Annotated in this window: 14 protein-coding genes; 8 read left to right on the top strand and 6 right to left on the bottom strand. The window is 56.7% G+C overall.

Annotation, left to right across the window (positions count from 1 at the left end):
- The first annotated feature begins 83 nt into the window (after positions 1–83).
- Genes Q1K07_RS02835 through Q1K07_RS02820 form a run of 4 tightly spaced genes read left to right on the top strand, consistent with a single transcriptional unit; the run spans position 84 to position 4399 of the window.
- Positions 84–1127, top strand: a complete 1044-nt coding sequence (locus Q1K07_RS02835; protein ID WP_300307484.1) for a tripartite tricarboxylate transporter substrate binding protein — start codon at positions 84–86, stop codon at positions 1125–1127.
- Complete coding sequence (locus Q1K07_RS02830) at positions 1124–1558, top strand: tripartite tricarboxylate transporter TctB family protein (RefSeq protein WP_300307481.1); 435 nt, start codon at positions 1124–1126, stop codon at positions 1556–1558. Before Q1K07_RS02835 ends, Q1K07_RS02830 begins: the two co-directional genes overlap by 4 nt.
- A gap of 24 nt (positions 1559–1582) precedes the next feature.
- Positions 1583–3076: a tripartite tricarboxylate transporter permease gene (locus Q1K07_RS02825; protein WP_300307478.1), complete on the top strand. Its 1494-nt coding sequence runs from the start codon at positions 1583–1585 to the stop codon at positions 3074–3076.
- A 27-nt stretch (positions 3077–3103) separates the two neighbouring features.
- Positions 3104–4399, top strand: a complete 1296-nt coding sequence (locus Q1K07_RS02820; RefSeq protein ID WP_300307475.1) for an aminotransferase class V-fold PLP-dependent enzyme — start codon at positions 3104–3106, stop codon at positions 4397–4399.
- 48 nt (positions 4400–4447) lie between these two features.
- On the opposite strand, the gene Q1K07_RS02815 is transcribed toward Q1K07_RS02820, so the two are convergent.
- Positions 4448–5878, bottom strand: coding sequence for an FAD-linked oxidase C-terminal domain-containing protein (locus Q1K07_RS02815; protein WP_300307472.1), 1431 nt, complete (start codon positions 5876–5878; stop codon positions 4448–4450).
- 427 nt (positions 5879–6305) lie between these two features.
- On the opposite strand from Q1K07_RS02815, the gene Q1K07_RS02810 reads away from it, so the two are divergent.
- The 4 genes from Q1K07_RS02810 to Q1K07_RS02795 all read left to right on the top strand — a co-directional run bounded on the left by Q1K07_RS02810 (position 6306) and on the right by Q1K07_RS02795 (position 10886).
- The gene (locus Q1K07_RS02810; RefSeq protein WP_300307470.1) at positions 6306–7646 is read left to right on the top strand and encodes an enolase C-terminal domain-like protein; all 1341 of its coding nucleotides are present in this window, start codon (positions 6306–6308) and stop codon (positions 7644–7646) included.
- 73 nt (positions 7647–7719) lie between these two features.
- Positions 7720–8670, top strand: coding sequence for a tripartite tricarboxylate transporter substrate binding protein (locus tag Q1K07_RS02805; protein ID WP_300307468.1), 951 nt, complete (start codon positions 7720–7722; stop codon positions 8668–8670).
- A gap of 134 nt (positions 8671–8804) precedes the next feature.
- Positions 8805–9311: a tripartite tricarboxylate transporter TctB family protein gene (locus Q1K07_RS02800; RefSeq protein ID WP_300307467.1), complete on the top strand. Its 507-nt coding sequence runs from the start codon at positions 8805–8807 to the stop codon at positions 9309–9311.
- Between the two features lie 60 nt (positions 9312–9371).
- Positions 9372–10886, top strand: a complete 1515-nt coding sequence (locus Q1K07_RS02795) for a tripartite tricarboxylate transporter permease (RefSeq protein WP_300307464.1) — start codon at positions 9372–9374, stop codon at positions 10884–10886.
- 114 nt (positions 10887–11000) lie between these two features.
- On the opposite strand, the gene Q1K07_RS02790 is transcribed toward Q1K07_RS02795, so the two are convergent.
- From Q1K07_RS02790 to Q1K07_RS02770, 5 genes are all read right to left on the bottom strand, one after another.
- The gene (locus Q1K07_RS02790) at positions 11001–11768 is read right to left on the bottom strand and encodes a hypothetical protein (protein ID WP_300307462.1); all 768 of its coding nucleotides are present in this window, start codon (positions 11766–11768) and stop codon (positions 11001–11003) included.
- A 619-nt stretch (positions 11769–12387) separates the two neighbouring features.
- Positions 12388–13464, bottom strand: coding sequence for a porin (locus Q1K07_RS02785; protein WP_300307460.1), 1077 nt, complete (start codon positions 13462–13464; stop codon positions 12388–12390).
- 282 nt (positions 13465–13746) lie between these two features.
- Positions 13747–15114 carry an amidase gene (locus Q1K07_RS02780; protein WP_300307457.1) on the bottom strand — a complete coding sequence of 456 codons (1368 nt, stop codon included), beginning with the start codon at positions 15112–15114 and terminating at the stop codon, positions 13747–13749.
- Positions 15107–15829 carry an alpha/beta fold hydrolase gene (locus Q1K07_RS02775; RefSeq protein ID WP_300307455.1) on the bottom strand — a complete coding sequence of 241 codons (723 nt, stop codon included), beginning with the start codon at positions 15827–15829 and terminating at the stop codon, positions 15107–15109. The genes Q1K07_RS02780 and Q1K07_RS02775 overlap by 8 nt, the downstream gene beginning before the upstream one ends.
- Positions 15817–16788 (bottom strand): cupin domain-containing protein, encoded by a 972-nt coding sequence (locus Q1K07_RS02770; RefSeq protein ID WP_300307452.1) that lies wholly within the window; start codon positions 16786–16788, stop codon positions 15817–15819. The genes Q1K07_RS02775 and Q1K07_RS02770 overlap by 13 nt, the downstream gene beginning before the upstream one ends.
- Positions 16789–16996: the final 208 nt, after the last annotated feature.

Raw genomic sequence — 16996 nt, 5'->3', positions numbered from 1 at the left:
ATTCGCTTATTTTCATCTTTCCAGGGCTTTTATAGTGAATCAGCACAAGACTCCTTCCAATAACACCAATCAGGAGCGTCAAGATGAGACATTCGATGACCTTTCGCGGCATTCCCCATCGCAGCAGTGCCTGCCGCGAAAGCCACTATCGTGGAAATCGCTATCACGCAAGAGCGGCCCTGGTCGCTTTGGGTATGGTGCTGGGGGTTTCCCAGCAGGCTCTTGCAGACAACTACCCCAGCAAACCTATCGAGATGATCGTGGCCTACGGTGCGGGTGGCAGCACCGATACCATGGCGCGCATCTTCGCCAAATATGCTGAAGAAGAACTCGGGCAGCGCGTTGTGGTGGTCAACAAGCCGGGGGCGGGCGGCGAGCTGGGCTGGACCTATCTGGCCAATGCCGATGCCGACGGTTACACCATTGGCCTGATCAATTCGCCTTCGGTGGAAACTCACCCCTTCACTCGTGCAGAAACCGTGGCCTATTCAATGGATGACCTCCAGCCGTTGGCCAATGTGGTTACCGACCCCGGCGTGCTGGCAGTGGCTGCAGACAGTCCTTGGCAGACGCTCGATGAGCTGGTCGAAGCGGTGAAGGCCGAACCGCGCTCGGTTACCGTCTCCCACGAAGGTGTTGGTGGCGATGATCACCTTGCCGCGCTCAACTTTGCCGGTGATGCCGGTATCGAACTCAACTTCGTGTCCTTCAATGGCAATGCCGAGGCGACAGCAGCGTTGCTCGGCGGTCATATCGACGCCTTCGAAGGCAACATGTCGGAAGCCGCTGCTCATATCCGTGAGGGTGATGTTCGAGGCCTGGCGGTGTGGTCAAGCAAGCGGATGGAGGCGATTCCTGATGTGCCGACCGGTGAGGAGCTGGGCTATGACGTGATGTCTTCGGCTTCGCGTGGCCTGGCGCTGCCTGCTGGTGTTCCGGACGAGGTCTACGCCCAACTGCTTGAAGCGACGCGAAAGGTCATCGAGAACCCTGAGTTCGAAGCCGAGCTTGCCAGGCTCAACATGCCGCTCGACCCGCTGTATGGCGAGGAATATGTCAAGTCGCTGGAGGCTAGCCAGGAACGCTTCAAGGCGCTCTGGGACGAGAACCCGTGGATCGAGCAATGATGATGCTGCAACGCATTGACCGTGCGGTGGCCCTGGCGGGAGGCGTTCTCTGCCTGGCAGTGATCACCATCGGTTGGGGAATGCGTGGCGATGCCGGGCTTTTCCCCATCATCAGTGCATCGCTGGGGATCGTGGCATGCCTCTGGCTGGCACTTACCCGCCGCCAGGAAGCGCCGGACGAGCGGCCTGCGCCGCTGGATGGCCCTCGTCTCACCTTATGGTGCCTGAGCCTGCTGGCCTTGCTGGGGTTGATGGAGCCGCTCGGTACCTTCGTTGTGTTGCCGTTGTTCCTGGTCTTCAACCTGCGCTGGCTGGCAAGGCTGCGTTGGCTACCGGCAGTGGTGCTGGCGGGAAGCTTCAGTCTTGTCATCTATCTGGTGTTTGCCCGGCTGCTGGCGGTGCCATTGCCGATGGGCGTATTGGCTAGCTGAGTCCAGAACTTCTGGAGATATCGCATGGATATTCTATTGACGGCTTTTGCCAATGTGCTGACGCCGATGGCGTTGCTGACGCTGGTGCTGGGCACGCTGGCGGGCATGCTGATCGGTGCGCTACCGGGGCTTTCCTCAACCATGGGCGTGGCGCTATGCATTCCCATCACCTTCAATATGCCGCCGGATCTGGCATTGATCCTGCTGGGCGCTGTGTATGTCAGTTCAGTGTTCGGTGGATCAGTGACGGCGATCCTGCTGCGCACACCGGGTACGGATGCGTCTATTGCCACGGCTCTGGATGGTTACCCGTTGGCTGTGGCAGGGCGAGGAGGGGAGGCCATTGGCATGGCGGCCCTGGCGTCGCTGTTCGGCGGCTTGGTCAGTGTCTTTGTTCTGCTGGCCATTGCCCCGCCGCTATCGACCATCGCCCTGGCCTTCGGGCCTCAGGAATATACCTGGCTGGCGATCTTTGGCCTGGTCACCATTGTCGGGGTGGTCTCCGAGCGACCGGTGAAGGGCGTGCTGTCCGCGGCATTGGGCCTGGCCCTTGCTTGTGTTGGCCTGGATGCCTTCACTGGCCTGCAGCGCTTTACCTTCGGCCAGAATGAACTGTTCGATGGTGTACCGCTGCTGCCGGTATTGATTGGCCTGTTCTCGGTCTCTCAGGCCTTCAACCTTTGCATACCCCGGGATGGCGGTGTGCTCTCGGGTGAGGCACAGAACCTGCAAGGGCGTAGCCTGCCGTACTGGGCGGACCTGAAGCGTTGCCTGCGTACACTGTGGCGGTCCTCGATGATCGGCTCCATTGTCGGCATTCTGCCCGGAGCAGGGACCAGCATCGCCGCTTTTATCTCCTACAACGAGGCGCGTCGTCACTCTGCCTTTCCTGAACGCTATGGAAAAGGGGAGATTGAAGGCGTTGCCGCTTCGGAGTCGGCCAATAATGCGGTGACCGGCGGCACCCTGATCCCGACGTTGACGCTGGGGATTCCCGGCAATGCGGTAACGGCAGTATTTGTCGGCGGGCTGACCATTCACGGCATGATTCCGGGGCCGTCGCTGTTCACTCAACATGCCGAAAGCACCTACACGCTGATCGTATCGTTGCTGTTCGCCAACCTGATGTTCGCTGTCCTGGGGTTGTGGTTGTGCCGCTATATGGTGGCAGTGACGCGGGTGCCAGGGGCGGTTCTTGGTCCGATGATCCTGCTGTTCAGCGTTGTCGGCAGTTATGCCCTGCGCAACGAGATGTTTGATGTGTGGCTCACCATCGCCTTCGGGCTGGTGGGGTATTTCATGGAACGCTGGCGTTATCCTGCTGCGCCACTGGTGATTGCGTTGATCCTCGGGCCGATTCTGGAAGTCAATTTTCGTCGCTCCATGCAGATTGCACAGTGGGACTTGACCACTTTCTTCACCCGCCCGTTGTCTGTGGCGCTGTGTCTGCTCGTGGTGCTGTCGCTGCTCGTTCCCTTGTGGCGCCGCTGGCGGATGAGCCGCCGAGTTGCCGCTTGATCATTCAGGTTACTGGAGAACTTCTATATGACGCTGACCCTGACGTCCGCACATGACGTAGTGGACAATGCCTTTTCTACCGAGTTGCTGGGTGAGATCCGTGAGCGCTTTCACCACGTTGATCAATGTCCCTATTCCGGCAAGCGAGTTTTCTTCGAGAATGCCGGTGGTTCGTTGACGCTGAAGGCTGTGGTACAGCGGGTAGCGGAAGTGGCTTCTGTCCCGGATAACGCTCACCGTGACAACGCCGCTTCCCGTGCCATTGAACAAATCGTCGATGACGGACGCGAGGCTCTGGCCGATTTCTTCGGCGCGCAGGATGGGGTGATCTTCAGTGGTGAAACCGGCAGTGAGTGCCTGTTTCGTCTGATCCGCGCCGCTGCCACGGCGGCTGAAGAAGGTGGCAGCATCGTCGCTTGTGAGCTGGAGCACCCCTCCAGCTTCGATGGCACCGCCCAATGGGCGCGCCGCACCCACCGCGAGTGGCTGACAGTGCCGTTCGATACCACCAGCGGCCGCGTTACCGCCGAGCACTATGCCGAGGTAGTGCGCCCGGATACCCGGGTGGCGACGATTCTGCATACCAGCCCCGTGACAGGCATGGCCCAGGATGTCGCTGCCATCGCCGAGACCATTCGTGCCATCGCTCCGGACTGCTTCATCATTGTCGATGGTATTCAGCATGCTCCCCATGGCGCTCTGGATGTGGCGAACTATGACGTCGATGGCTATGTGGTGTCGATGTACAAGACGTTCTGCCAGTTCAACAACGGCTATGCCTGGTTGTCGCCTCGCCTGGCCTGTGTCGATCACGATCGCCTGCTGGGCAAGCCGGATGATGCCTGGGAGCTGGGTAGTCGCGACCCTTCGGCCTTTGCCGCAGTGTCGGAAATGGTCGCATACCTGGAGTGGCTAGGCGCACAGTTCACCGCGGAGACATCACGTCGACAGCGGCTATTGGCGGCAGGCGAGGCCATGCATGCCCAGGAGCAGGCGTTGGTAACCCGCTTGATCCAGGGGTCACCACAAGTGGAAGGGCTTGGAGCACTCCCTGGTGTGCGCCTGATCGGTGGCACTGATGCGCCTTGGCGGGAAGGAGTGGCATCGTTTGCCATGGATGGCATGGATGCGCCAACCGTCGTGGCCAAGCTGGGGGAACATGGCATTCGCACCCATGCACGCAAGAACGACGCCTTTTCTGGCAACATCCTGCGCCCCCTTGGGTTGTCCTCGGTAACGCGTATCTCCATGGCCCACTACAACACCATCGCCGAGGTGGATGCATGTCTGGTGGCATTGAAGGCGATTCTGGTCACCGGCTGAGTCGAGGGCTGTCCTGTCCAGGGGCACGGACAGGGCAGCCGATTTGAATCAGACCATTTTGCCCGGGTTCATGATGCCCTGTGGGTCCAGCGCCGCCTTGATGGCACGCATGACGTTCAGGGCCTCGCCGTGTTCGCTGGCCATGTAGCGGCGTTTGCCCAGTCCGATACCATGCTCTCCGGTACAGGTGCCTCCGGCTGCTAGCGCGCGTTGCACCAGGCGCTCGTTGAAAGCCTTCAAATTGGCCATTTCTTCGTCGCTGTTGCGATCGATCACGACCACCAGGTGGAAGTTGCCGTCACCGACATGACCGAGCAGTGGTGCGACCAGACCGCTTTCTTCAACATCCTGCTGAGTCGCTTCGATACATTCCGCCAACTTCGAGATCGGCACGCAGATGTCGGTTGCCAGAAACTCCATTCCCGGGCGCAACTGCTTGGCGGCATAGGCTGCATCGTGGCGGGCTTGCCACAGCTTCTGACGCTCCTCTTCCTGGGTGGCCCAGGCAAAATCGCTGCCGCCAAAGTCATGACACAGTTCCGCCAGGGTTTCGGCCTGCTCTTTTACGCTGGCATGGGTGCCATGGAATTCCAGAAACAGAGTGGGTTTCTCTGCATAGTCGAGCCCTGAGAAGCGGTTGACGGCCTGCATGGATAGCGCATCAAGCAGTTCGATACGGGCCATGGGAATGCCGTATTGAATCGAGGCGATCACGGTATTGACCGCTCCGGACACGTCCTCAAAGGCCACGGTGGCAGATGAGATGGCTTCCGGCAGGCCATGCAGCTTGACGGTCAATTCGGTGATGATGCCAAGCGTACCTTCCGCGCCAACCAGCAGATGTGTCAGGTCGTAACCGGCGGCGGACTTTCTGGCTCTTCCGCCAGTACGCACGATGCGTCCATCCGGCATGACGGCGGTCAGCGACAGCACATTCTCGCGCATGGTGCCGTAACGCACGGTGTTGGTACCGCTGGCGCGGGTCGAGGCCATGCCGCCCATGCTGGCATCGGCACCAGGGTCGACGGAGAAGAACAGGCCGGTGGCGCGCAGATGGGCATTCAACTGCGTGCGTGTCACGCCCGGTTGAACCGTCGCATCCATGTCTTCAGGGCGCACCTCGACAACCTGGTCCATCGCTGAAAGATCCACGCAGACGCCACCATGCTGGGCAATGACCTGGCCTTCAATCGAGGTGCCGACGCCATAGGGGATGATCGGTACGTCAAGCCTTGCGCAGGTCTTTACCACGGCGGCGACTTCTTCGGTCGAGTGTGGAAAGCACACCACATCCGGCGGGGAGGGGGTATGCCATGACTCATCGTGCCCGTGTTGCTCACGTATACCTGTCGCCGTGGTAATGCGTTTGCCCAGCAGTGGTTCGAGCTCTGTCACCAGTGTTTCGATCACCTTCGGCGTCGGTCGCGGAGGAAGTTGGATGAATGACTCGGCAGGGGAAGCGGCATCAGCGTCGGACATGAAGCACCTTGTAGATATAAGGTAGTAGTAAGCAGGCTATTGATTATGCTATCAGCATACCGCAATGAGCGTCAGGCTACCGAATGGTGTGTCTGATGGATGCCCGCTGTTACAGGGATCCGTCGTCACTGGGCCAGTTATTACTGGGTCAGTTGCCACTGGGTTCAGTTGTAACAGCATGGCGTGGGCTGTTGTATGTTCATCCTGGCATTACCGAGGCTATTTCCATCTAAGGTCTAACGGTCTTATTTATATTATGTATGACAATCTATGGGCATGAGGGTGAGCTGCTCATCGAGGAGGTCGGTTGCATGGCTTCGTTGCGATCTTCTCGAGAGTGGGCTGTACCGCCCTGACACTTTTCTGCGCAGACCTGGCCAAGAACAGCGGATGCACTGCGCCTCGAAATGACCATGGAGGATGGCATATGCCGAGCCACGCAACTCCCACGATTACCGACATGCAGGTCATTCCTGTTGCTGGACGCGACAGCATGCTGCTCAACATCGGTGGCGCCCACTCACCCTGGTTTACGCGCAATCTGATCATTCTCGAGGACAGCGCTGGTCATGTAGGGGTTGGGGAAGCACCTGGAGGAGAGACGATCCAGCAATCTCTGGAGCAGGCGCGTTCTCTGATTCTTGGACAGCCAATCGGCAAGTTGCGCTCCATGGTGGCATCGCTGCATTCAAGCGGACGGCGTGCTGACTTCGAGGACTTCGGTAAAGGCTCCTGGACGTTCGAACTGCGAATCAATGCAGTGGCAGCCCTTGAGGCGGCACTGCTCGACCTGATGGGCAAGTTCCTCGATGTGCCAGTGGCCGAGCTGCTGGGCGACGGCAAGCAACGCGATAGTGTCGAGGTGCTGGGTTACCTGTTCTTCATCGGTGATGGCCATGCAACACCACTGGACTATCGCCGTGGCACGCCGGGTGCCGACCATGACTGGTATCGCCTGCGCGACGAGGCAGCGATGACGCCACAGCAGATCGTCGAGCTGGCTCGTTCTACCCATGACCGCTATGGCTTCAAGGACTTCAAGCTCAAGGGGGGCGCGCTGGCTGGCGATCAGGAAATCGAAGCGGTCACGGCACTGCATGAAGCCTTTCCCGAGGCGCGCGTGACCATTGACCCCAATGGCGCCTGGTCACTCGATGAGGCGATTCGGTTGTGCAAGGACCTGCATGGCGTGATCGCCTACGCCGAGGATCCGTGCGGGGCTGAGCAGGGCTTTTCCGGCCGCGAGATTCTGGCCGAGTTTCGCCACGCTACAGGCCTGCCGGTTGCGACCAACATGGTCGCCACCAACTGGCGCGAGATGGCTCATGCCCTGATGCTGCGTTCGGTCGATATTCCGCTGGCGGACCCGCATTTCTGGACACTTTCCGGCGCGGTTCGTGTTTCCCAGCTGTGCCAGGACCACGGGATGACCTGGGGTTCTCACTCGAACAACCATTTCGATATTTCCCTGGCGATGTTCGCCCAGGTAGGCGCGGCTGCCCTTGGGCGTACCACCGCGCTCGATACCCACTGGATCTGGCAGGAAGGCGATGCACGCCTCACCCGCAATCCTCCTCAGATCGTCGATGGCCGGGTTGCGGTCACCGACGCACCGGGACTGGGCATCGAGATTGATCGCGAGCAGATCGACAAGGCGCATCAGCTATATCGCAGCCTGCCCGCCGGTGGCCGCAATGATGCCATGGCCATGCAGTACCTGATGGATGGCTGGACCTTCGACCCCAAGCGCCCGGCGTTGGTGCGCTGAGGCCATTCGACGATGGATGCCGCATTTTCTGAAGCAAGGATACTTTCCTTCAGCAAGAGACAAGGAGAACACAATGAAAAAGCTACTTGGCCTTGGCATGTTGACGGTTGCCATGACGCTGGCAGTAGGTGGACAAGCAGTAGCCGACGATTACCCGACCAAGAGCATCGACATGATCGTGCCGTTTTCGGCAGGTGGCGGTAACGATACCTTCGTGCGTGCCCTGCAACCTCTGCTGGAGGAAAAGCTGGGCGAAGACCTGGTCATTCGCAACCTTGCCGGTGGCGGCGGTGCCGTCGGAATGTCTCGCGCGGTTGCATCAAAGCCTGATGGCTACACGTTTCTCGCTGCCAGTAACGCCATGCTGACACTGGAGGCGATGGGCAACGTGGCTTTTAGCCATGATGATTTCGACTTCATCGCCAAGGTGGTCGAAGAGCCCTATGTCATCGCTGTCGGTGGCGATAGCCAGTACGCGAATCTCAAAGAACTGGTCCAGGCTGCCACTTCCGGCACCACGCTCAAGGTCGGTGTCTCCGGTGTTGGCTCATCAGCACACATTGCTGCGGTCGCCATGGCCAATCGTACCGATGCCAAGTTCAACATCATCCCTTACCCGGGAGGCTCCGAGGCAATTTCCGCGGCAATGGGCGGCCACGTCGATGCTGTTGTGCTGGGGGGAGCCGAGCTGCGTTCTGCGCTGGAATCAGGGCGCCTCAAGGCATTAGCCATGACCTATGACCAACGCAGTGACTCGCTGCCCGATGTGCCGACTTTCCAGGAGTCCGGTTATGACCTGACGCTGACCGTCTGGCGTGGCATTGCTGCTCCCAAGGGCATTTCCGACGACGTCAGGCAAAAGTGGGTCGAAGCGATTCAGCAAATCATTGAAGACGGCTCTTATGCAGATACTGCAGCCAATCTAGGCACCCAGCTTGCACCGCTTTATGGCGACGAGCTGGATACCTTCATTGAGCAGTCATCTGAGGTGATGGCCGAAGCCGCTGGTGATCTGGCGCAGTAATGTTTCAGGGAAGTCGGACCTGACGGATGCTCTCACTTCTTGACCGGGCGGTGGCGATGTGTCGCTGCTGCCCTGAGGAGAAGCATGGGAGCAGGAACAGCATGGAAACAGGGGAAACATGGGAGTGTTGAAACATGCAACGTGATATCGGGAAGCCACTGTTTGATCTCGTGCTGCTGGTCACGTCGGCGGCCGCCTTCGCGCTCTCCACGACGTTGCGGAATGTCGAGATCGTCGGTGACCTTTCTGCGTCCTTCTTTCCCAAGCTGATATCCGGGCTGATCTTTCTGTTGGTGATCCCCTGTTTGATCAAGGATATCCGCGAGTGGCGAGCTACCGGAGACGGTTCCCCGGCCAGCCAAGGGGCTGGAAGCGCTCGGAATGTGGCGCAGTGGGGGCTCATCATTGTCCTCGCCGCCGGCTATATCCTGATCTTCGAAGCATTCGGCTATATCCCGAGCACTGCGTTATTCACCTTCTTTTGCATCATCGGACTGGCGGTCATCAGTGGAACATGGCGTCAACTAAGTGCAATGGCGCAGCTCAAGAGCGTGCTCCTGGCGGCTGTATTCGCTGTGACGCTGGCGGTCGCCGTCTTCTATGTCTTCACCGAGCTGTTTGAGATACCGCTGCCTGATTGAAGGAGAGGGTAACGGACGGACGAGTGACTTCCAGGAGAACGTCATGCTCAGGAGAACATCATGATTTCCAGTTATCTCGATGGCCTAGAGATGGTACTGCAATGGGGCACGCTTCTGGCGATTGCTGGTGGCACTCTGCTTGGCATCGTCATGGGAGCGTTGCCTGGTTTGACCTCGGCCATGGCTGTCGCGCTGCTGTTGCCGGTGACTTTCGGTATGCCCCCGGTCATGGGCATTGGGATGATGCTGGGAGCGTTGTGCGGAGCAGGTGCCAGCGGATCGATCCCCGCGATTCTGCTCAACATCCCCGGTACGCCATCTTCCGTGGCGACCACATTCGATGGTTTTCCCATGGCCCAGAAGGGGGAGGCCGGGCGTGCTCTTGGGTTGGCTATTGTCGCGTCTTTTTTTGGCGGCGTTGCGAGCATGGTCATTCTGAGTCTTCTGGCACCGCCGATTGCTGAGTTTGCGCTGCGCTTTGGCGCGGCCGAGTACTTCTCGCTCAGCATCTTTGGCTTGGTGATCATTGCCTCGGTGGCAGGCAAGTCATTGCTCAAGGGGTTGATTGCCGGCCTGATCGGCTTTTTCGTCTCCACTATCGGTACTGACCCGATCACCGGTGTTGACCGGTTCACCTTCGGTCAGCTGTCATTGCTGACAGGGGTCAATCTGTTGCCCGTGTTGATCGGGCTGTTCGCGGTCGCTCAAGTGCTCAAGGATGCATTCGAGTACGATCCACATCAGCGAATGCAGGATAGTGGTCATCGTATCGATATTGCTCGGCCACGTTTCATCGAGACACTGCGCCACTGGAAGGCCATCGTTGCTGGTGTGGCCTCGGGCTCTATCGTCGGCCCTGTGCCCGGCGCGGGGGGCAGCATCGCTTCATTGGTCGCCTATGACCAGACGCGGCGTTTCTCCAGGTCACCGGAGAAGTTTGGTACCGGCCATGCGCCCGGTATCGTGTCGGTGGAAAGCGCCAACAACGCGTTATTGGGCGGTGCACTGATCCCTACGTTGGCACTGGGCATTCCCGGAGAGGCGGCCACCGCAGTGCTGCTTGGTGGCCTGATGATTCAGGGCGTCACACCAGGGCCGCTTCTGTTCGACGGGCAGAGCGGCACCGTCTACGGCATTTTTGTGGCCTATCTGGTCGCCAATGTCTTCATGCTGCTGACCATGTGCCTGGGGATCAAGCTGTTCATTCGTGTGCTGATGGTGCCACGCAAGCAGTTGCTGGCGGCGATCCTGGTGTTCTGCTTCATCGGGGTCTATGGCGTCGACGGCGATGTCTTCAATCTTTTTCTGATGCTCGGATTCGGCATCCTTGGCTATTTCCTCAATCGCTACCAGTTCGGTACTGCGCCAGTGATCCTCGGCTTGATTCTGGGGCCTATCGCGGAATCCAATCTGCGGCGTGGGTTGCAGGCCTTCGAAGGAGACTGGACCCCATTCTTCACTCGCCCGATCAGTGTGACCTTCCTGGTCATCGCCGTCGGGTTGCTGGCGCTGACACTATGGCAGAACCATCGCTCCAACCGGCGTCCTCAAACCGCTTCCGGTAATGAAGCATGATTGTAATGACCCTGTGAATTTCTGCTCAGAGTATTATCCGTAGAGGAATTTGCTCATGAGCATCGACATGGAAGGAGCCTTTAGCTCCTTCCCATAGAGTTTTTCTACGATACTTTATTGCAGGCTCAAGCTTTCCGACTGAGACAATGCGTTTTCTGATACACGGTAAGGCAGTGCAAGTTGATTCAAAGCTTTTTCAACAGCAGAATTATATGCAGCTTTCAAATTTGAAAATTCAGGTGGTTGATCCCATTCGCCTTCTATGGCCTGATGAGAAACTCCATGTTTGAAATAAATATAACGATTGTCATCAAGATCGATAACACTGCCACCATAATTAACAAATACAGCTGGATCAGAAGTAGGTATGAAACCATAATAGCTACGTGATATTCCGCTACTTCCTATAGTAAGCAAAACAAGCTTGTCAATATTGTAGCGTGATTTCAACGGACTTAGATCTATATCGGAATACCCTTCTTTATAACCATCGAAAGGTTTGAAGTCATCATGTTTTAGTGATTGAGAGATGATAGAAACGTTATGATAGCCTTTATCTTCAAGGTCTTCTTTTATCTCATTTGCGAGCATAGCAATATCTGGTGAATTCCAAGATTTCACCGCTTCTCCAAGCTCTGATGTTACAGCGCTATTGATCGCCATGTCCAATAACCCTTGTGCACCAACTTTGTAATATCCAGGAGTAGGGGCTCTATTCATTCCAATACCAATCCGCTCCTCTTTTTGGCTCCAGAAAGTTTTCTCCATTGGCACATTAGGTTGCTTATTAGCACACCCAGATAATAAGATTATTGCTGAAAATAAAAATGCAAAAATTTTAAAGTTATACATTTCAATTCCCTTGAAATTTATTTTATCCAACTGACAATCATAGATTCATGAAATAACTGCAGTACTTTGGACTGCGCGGTAGCAGCACACGGGCTAACGACCGCTGATCCAGACTCTACGATATCAGGCCCACGCCAGAAGGTGTGTAGGCATGGCCTGATGCTGATGTACGAAATGTGGTGAAGAATTTGCACGACCATTCCTGGAAGCGACTCGGCATCGGAATAGTATTTTGGACACAATAATGTCTAAACATGTTATTTCATGCAGATTTTGGACATAAATGTTTCTATATTGCTGGCTTATGATCCGATGCTCTGCTTCTGCCATCGAGGTTCAACAGGGCCTGGCCGAGCCAGAGTTGCCGACTGGGCGCATGCCCACTCCATAGACGAGGTGTTGTCCTGATGAGTGCTTTTCCTGCTAAATGTCTGGACCAGAAACGATCACTCAATATTCTGAATCTGTTCGCGCATCTGTTACATAAGAAGCGATATGACAGCGGCTGAGCTAGAAGCTCTGTGGGCGTTTTAAGTTCTTACCCTGTATTCTTTCAGTTGAAAAAAGGAGGGAGGAACTGCATTGCCCCTCCCTCGTGCCCGTTCTGCGAGGTGCTCCGAGGCGCTTCGACTCTTATATGGACCTTGATTTAAAAGTAATAGCGAATACCTGCTGTCCATTCATCGTCACTATCTTCGTAGCTGGTGCCATTCCAGCTGGTGCCGTGGTTGTTCTGGTACTCTGCCCACACCAGGAATTTGTCACGCTCAAAGTGATATTCAAGGCCGTAGATGTAGGTATGGCGTTTTTCACCCTCGCTACGTCCATCTCTATCTTCCAGCCAGTTATAGTTGAAGGTTGGCCTTATCCCATTGTCAAAATGCCGATAAACATACGCTTGGACGCCTTGAGCATCGAAAATTTGCCCACTTTCTGACATCTCCCAGTTGTTGCTGTGTGCAAGTGTCGCCCCTACATGCCAGTTGTCATCAGTATACAAGAAGCCTGCGAGCCATAGCTGGGCATCGTCACCTGCAGAGATACCATGGCCAGGGGTGACATTGTCATAGCGATTTTGATAATAAGCAGTGCCGATCTCGATGTTCTCAGATAATGAGTAGCGTAGCGATGCTCCCCCTCCGTCCCCCAAATTCGCCTTCACACCTTGAGCAAGTTTGGTATCTGTACGCTCTCCTTGATACTGCAGGCCTAGCGTCCAGTCGCCAAAGTCTTTCCGCCAGGTAAGGGCTTTTTCCCCTCGGCCTGTGCCGCTGGCTTCTCCAAAGTCTGCATAGTTATAAATACCGAATGCCCGGCTGCCATAATTCATTCCCATGTCTGACCACCAGGCAACGTCCCACACGACGCTCAATTGTTGCCCGAAGATCAGCTTCCCATACCTTGCATGGTCAAGCCCTGCATAAAGAAGGCGTTGGTGCACATGAGGATCGTCATCGTAATTGTCCTCATTGGCTGTTACCGTCCATTCGGAGCCTGCAATGATATCCAGGTCGTCGTTGATGCCCTGTTTGGCGTAAAGTCCCCAGCGAGTAGATCCTGTATCCCACATGTTACTGCCGTCTTGGTAGGTGTTGTATCTCGCTTGAAGACGCCCGCTGAAAGATAGCTCTGTATCGGTATCCTTATAGAGGTTAAATGCAAGGGCGGTGGGTATGCTTGCGACAGAAAGGCTTCCTATCACCAGGAATTTTGTTATGTTGTTCATTGTGTTCCTTTGAGATGATGTTGGTTAATCTCCGCTGGCCTGTTTTGCCAAGGAGAGTTTGTTTTTATGAATAAAGTAGTGCTGCGCGCTGTGCTTTATTGTACGAGCATATATTAGTGAGAGTGTTGGGCTTCTAGGGTTATACGGCTCCTTTCTTAGAGAGATATTTGGTAGCGCTTAATGTGCTATTGACTTGTTGTTAATTTGATAAGTGGGCGAAGAATAGAAACAGTACGTGACGACACTGTGTGGTAATTTTTCAGCTTTCCAGTAAAGCGCCTTTCAATAATCTCTATCCCACATTGGTGGGTGCTGGACGGAATGCAGCGTGTTTTGCTCAAAGGCATGTGCGAGCTGACAGAGGCTGGCTTCGTCGCCATGGCGCCCGATGAATTGCAATCCGATAGGTAAGCCACCGATGAAGCCGCATGGGATGCTGATAGCGGGGTGGCCGGTAATGTTGAACGGGATGGTGCGCATCGGGGTCCAGGCGGCTTTACCATCGCCCAGCGGTGGAGCGGGGCCGAGTGTGGTGGCGGTCATGATAATGCCGCTCTCGCCAAGTGCTTCATCAATCTCGGTTCGCAGGCGCAGAGCCGCCTCACGAGCCAGGCTGAGTTCCGTCGTGCTGATGGTCTCTCCTTCTCTCAATACCTCGCGGGTCGTTTTTCCATAGTCCTGTCCGCGTGCTTCCAATGCGTGCTGGTGGTTCAGAAACGCTTCGTGCAGCAGGATGATGCGCCCGGTCTCTTCGATGGCGGGATAGTCTGGCATGGTGACGGTGGCTATCCGCACGCCGAGTAGTGACAGGCTGGATGCGGCGGCGTCGAGCAGTTCGATAACGGCTGGGTGCGTGTGCGGATCGTCGGTCAGCCAACTACGCGCGTAGCCGACCGTCAGCCCCGAGACAGGCTGGTTGATGCGGCTGGCGGCAGCCTCCTGGCCTTGCCGGGCCGACATGGCATCGAGCAACAAGGCGGCATCATCGACACACTTGGCCAGTACGCCGAGGGTGTCGAGAGACTGCGAGAGCGGGAAGACACCATCGAGCGGTAAGCGGTTGGCACTGGGCTTCAGCCCAACAATGCCGCAATAGCTTGCCGGGCTTCTGACCGAGCCCCCAGTGTCGGTTCCGATCGCCGCTCTGACGGTACCGCCAGCAACGGCTGAGGCGCTGCCCGAGGAGGAGCCTCCGGTAATATGCTCAAGGTTCCACGGGTTGCGTGCTACCGGATAGGGCTGATCGTAGGTAGGGCCATTCAAGGCGAACTCATAGGTGGCCACCTTGCCGAGCACGATGGCCCCGGCGCCGCGCAGTCGAGCAACGATCTCGGCATCGTGCTCTGCTGGTTTGGAATCAAACGCATGAGAACCGCAGTATCCTGGCTGTCCCTTGGCATTGATCAGGTCCTTGAGCGCAACAGGAATACCGCCCAGAGGCCCCGTATCCAACCCGGCGGCCCGCAACTGGTCGATGCGCTGTGCCTGAGCTCTGGCCCCGCTCTCATCAATGTGAACATAGGCACGCAGGCGTTGATTTCGCTCCTGGATACGCTCAAGCGTTGCATCCAGCATCTCTTGTGCCGTGGTGTGCCCTGCGTTCAACTCATGCAGTTGTTCACGGATGCTCAGGTCGAGAAGTTCAGTCATGCAACGTCTCCAGCCATTCATTCAATGCGGCAGACGTTTCGACCGGCCGCTCCAGTGTCGACAGGTGTGCTGTTTCTGCGAGCATCACCAGCTTTGCATGTGGCATCAGCGACGCCATGTATTCATGCCGTTCAGGCGGGCATAACAGATCGTTGTGCCCGCCGAGGATCAAGGTCGGAATATGGCTCCGTTGCAGCACGTCGCTGAGATCCTCACGGTCACGCAGGGCCAGCGACTGGCGAATGAAGGCCTCTGGCCCGAGTGATGCCGCCATATCTCGTGCGATAGCGGAGATCGATGGATCACCACTGGCGCTGTAAAGCGGAAACATGCGTTCTTCCATCAGCGCGAGCATCTGTCCTTGATGCGCAGCTTCGATTTGCGGTCCGCGACCTGCGCGAACCTCTGGCAGTTCGGCGCGAGGGTTGGTATTCATCAACGCGATTCCAGCTACTCTTTCTGGCTGCTGAGCGAGCATTTCCATGGCAACGATCCCGCCCATGGAAAGCCCTGCCAGTGCAAAGCGTGGCGGCGCCTCATCAAGGATTTTTTCCGCTAGTGCTGCGATGCTTTTCTCGCCGCTCAAATCCGGCACCATCAGGCTGCGCCCGGCAGAAAGCGCCGCAATCTGTGGCGTGAACAGGCGAGCATCGCACATCATGCCGGGAAGCATCAGCAGAGGAGGGCACGATTGCTGCGGATTCAGCCTTGCCATGTTGGGCCTGCCGGATCATCAGTGGAGCGTACCCGGTAGAGACTGGCTTCTCCGCTCATCGAAGGTTCGATGGCATAGGCCAACTGAGGGGGGATCGCGCAGGTATCACCGGGGGCCAATACCTTGGTGCCGCCTTGCCAGCTCAGCTTCCAGTGCCCTCGCATCACCATCAGTATTTCATGCTGATCGCTGCTGGCGGGTTGTGTGGAAACAGAGCCTCTCGTCAGCAGTTCGACCTCGAAGCCGGGCTTGTCACGCAGCAGGGCATTTTCACCGATGACCTTGGCGGGGCCGCTGGATGCCAGGGCCATCAGGTCCCAGTAGCGAGCGACATAGTGGGGTACCACTTCGCTTACCGGAAGTTCCGGGTACTGGACCAACTCCGATTCGGTGAGAAGCGGCATCGGCTGCACGCCTTCCGGCAGTGATTGGCCAGCCTTGGTGTCGTAAAGTTTGCCGTTCTCGCCAAGTACCAGACCATGCTCCTTGGCGTCCTCGATGACTTGCGGTGCCCAGACCACGCCGCCTCCGGCATCGTCACCACCGAGAATCGCCATGATCATGCCGTAGTCGGTGCCGATATTCTCGAAGCCACGAAAGATGCCGGTCGGGATATTAATGATGTCGCCCTCTTCCAGCACGACTTCCCCCGCGTCCCCAAAGCGCCCCCAGAAGAAGCGCCAACGACCGCTGAGAACAAAGAACACTTCAGCAGTGCGATGGGTATGCAGGCTGTTGAGGCATTTCGGTGGTTGTCCTGCGGCACCAATGTTGAAGCCAGGCGTGTCACTGATGTGAACATGTTGGTCAGCGCTTTCACTCACGCCACCGCCGACGATGGTGAAGTTTTCCTTCTGATTAGAGCCAGGAGTATGTGCGTCGATGAAAGCGCTGCGGCAGGGCTTCAGATCGCCATAGCGGACGATTCGCGCCTCCATCTGTTCTGGGCTCAGAGTCATTGCGGATGCTCCCTGTTGTTGTCGTGAAGAAAGTTTGTTGTCACGAAGCAAGTTTGTTGTCGTGGCGGCAAAGCATTGAGCTTGTATTACCTCAGAATGAATACGTAGTCAGATATTTTCAACAAATTCTTGAATAAGACGCTTGGCGCGTATCGTGCTTCTTCCCGATGATCCGCCAGATAGCATCATGTTTACTGATATATGGCGG

It is taken from the genome of Halomonas sp. (genome assembly GCF_029263665.1).
Lineage (GTDB): Bacteria > Pseudomonadota > Gammaproteobacteria > Pseudomonadales > Halomonadaceae > Halomonas.
This window is presented reverse-complemented; position numbering and strand designations above follow the sequence as displayed.

Excerpts from the sequence above, each read along its gene's own strand:
- Q1K07_RS02835 (WP_300307484.1), top strand. The coding sequence starts at position 84 with ATGAGACATTCGATGACCTTTCGCGGCATTCCCCATCGCAGCAGTGCC.
- Q1K07_RS02830 (WP_300307481.1), top strand. The coding sequence starts at position 1,124 with ATGATGATGCTGCAACGCATTGACCGTGCGGTGGCCCTGGCGGGAGGC.
- Q1K07_RS02825 (WP_300307478.1), top strand. The coding sequence starts at position 1,583 with ATGGATATTCTATTGACGGCTTTTGCCAATGTGCTGACGCCGATGGCG.
- Q1K07_RS02820 (WP_300307475.1), top strand. The coding sequence starts at position 3,104 with ATGACGCTGACCCTGACGTCCGCACATGACGTAGTGGACAATGCCTTT.
- Q1K07_RS02815 (WP_300307472.1), bottom strand. The coding sequence starts at position 5,878 with ATGTCCGACGCTGATGCCGCTTCCCCTGCCGAGTCATTCATCCAACTT.
- Q1K07_RS02810 (WP_300307470.1), top strand. The coding sequence starts at position 6,306 with ATGCCGAGCCACGCAACTCCCACGATTACCGACATGCAGGTCATTCCT.
- Q1K07_RS02805 (WP_300307468.1), top strand. The coding sequence starts at position 7,720 with ATGAAAAAGCTACTTGGCCTTGGCATGTTGACGGTTGCCATGACGCTG.
- Q1K07_RS02800 (WP_300307467.1), top strand. The coding sequence starts at position 8,805 with ATGCAACGTGATATCGGGAAGCCACTGTTTGATCTCGTGCTGCTGGTC.
- Q1K07_RS02795 (WP_300307464.1), top strand. The coding sequence starts at position 9,372 with ATGATTTCCAGTTATCTCGATGGCCTAGAGATGGTACTGCAATGGGGC.
- Q1K07_RS02785 (WP_300307460.1), bottom strand. The coding sequence starts at position 13,464 with ATGAACAACATAACAAAATTCCTGGTGATAGGAAGCCTTTCTGTCGCA.
- Q1K07_RS02780 (WP_300307457.1), bottom strand. The coding sequence starts at position 15,114 with ATGACTGAACTTCTCGACCTGAGCATCCGTGAACAACTGCATGAGTTG.
- Q1K07_RS02775 (WP_300307455.1), bottom strand. The coding sequence starts at position 15,829 with ATGGCAAGGCTGAATCCGCAGCAATCGTGCCCTCCTCTGCTGATGCTT.
- Q1K07_RS02770 (WP_300307452.1), bottom strand. The coding sequence starts at position 16,788 with ATGACTCTGAGCCCAGAACAGATGGAGGCGCGAATCGTCCGCTATGGC.